The 1,229-nt window shown below is 68.8% G+C and carries 1 protein-coding gene and 1 pseudogene; one reads left to right on the top strand and one right to left on the bottom strand.

The window, feature by feature from the left end:
- Positions 1-243, bottom strand: a 243-nt coding sequence (locus ABZ260_RS33895) for a hypothetical protein (RefSeq protein WP_355625902.1), incomplete at its 3' end; no start/stop codon positions are given.
- A 511-nt stretch (positions 244-754) separates the two neighbouring features.
- On the opposite strand from ABZ260_RS33895, the pseudogene ABZ260_RS33890 reads away from it, so the two are divergent.
- Positions 755-1,229: pseudogene (locus ABZ260_RS33890) on the top strand (hypothetical protein); the annotation flags it as partial.

Raw genomic sequence — 1,229 nt, 5'->3', positions numbered from 1 at the left:
TGCCCCGGCCTGGCCCAGCGCGACCCCCCTCTGCCCCCAGGCGTGCTCGGGGCCGCGGCTTTCGCCTTGCACGGGCCGTGCGTCCACCGCGTCGGCGATCCGGTCGGCATCACCGGCCAGCTCGTCGCGCACCCCGGCCAGCCGGTCGGCCAGGCCGGCCTCCCGGCGCCGGGCGCGGTAGGCCGCCTGACGACAAGTCGCCGAGCAATACCGGGGGCGCCGTCCGGTTTCTGCGAGACGCATCACCGCAGTTCAGCGGCTACTTCGTTGGAAATTTCTTCATTTGGTTATGACGGCCTGAGTTGGCTCCACCCGGACGGCTTGACCTGGACCCACCTCGACCCCCTGTTTTTCATGGAAAGTCGATGTCGGCCCGAACTGGCCCCACCTGAGGTGGGCCTTCAGCACCACGAGATGACCTTCGCCCTGCGCTTCGGCGCGAGGGCGTCGCCCGCCTCATACGGCGCCAGGTTCCGCGCCCGCTGGGCGGGCGATGCTCTCGCCTGGCAGGGGGCCGGGGACGGCAGTCCCCGGGGCCACAGACCGAACTGTCGTCGGCGTTCTTGATCAGTTGCAGGTGGGGCCAAATCAAGCCGTCGCACCACCTCGGCCAAGATCGCTCAAGTGGGTCCAGGTCAAGCCGTCAAAAGGGGCCAACTGAAACCGTCCTAGCCATTCATTGCTACTGAGGCCCCAGAAGGCGACGCAGAGACCTCCAAGTCGATCTCAAGCGTGATCTTCTACACCTACGGGTGTGAATACGACCTCGCCACGGCAGCGCCGCTCACTATCTCGCCGGACCCTGCTCCTGGGCGGACTCGGCGCCCTGGCCGCCGTCGGCGTGCCGACCATGGTCGCCTGCACCCCCGACCCCACACCGAGCACCCCCGCCCCCACACCGAGCGCCACCCTCACAGGCCACACCGACTGTGTCTACGCGGTGGCCTTCAGCCCGGACGGCGAAACCCTCGCCACCGGCAGCCACGACAACAGCGTGAAGTTGTGGGACGTGGCCGGCCGCAACACCATCGCCACCCTCACCGGCCACACCAGCGCGGTCACCTCGGTGGCCTTCAGCCCGGACGGCGAACTTCTCGCCACCGGCAGCTGCGACAAGAGCGTGAAGTTGTGGGACGTGGCCGGCCGCAAGACCGTCGCCACCCTCACCGGCCACACCGGCTGGGTTGAGTCGGTGGCCTTCAGCCCGGACGGCGAAACCCTCGCCACCG

It is taken from the genome of Streptosporangium sp. NPDC006013 (assembly GCF_040614275.1).
In the GTDB taxonomy this organism is placed as follows: Bacteria; Actinomycetota; Actinomycetes; order Streptosporangiales; family Streptosporangiaceae; genus Streptosporangium.
This window is presented reverse-complemented; position numbering and strand designations above follow the sequence as displayed.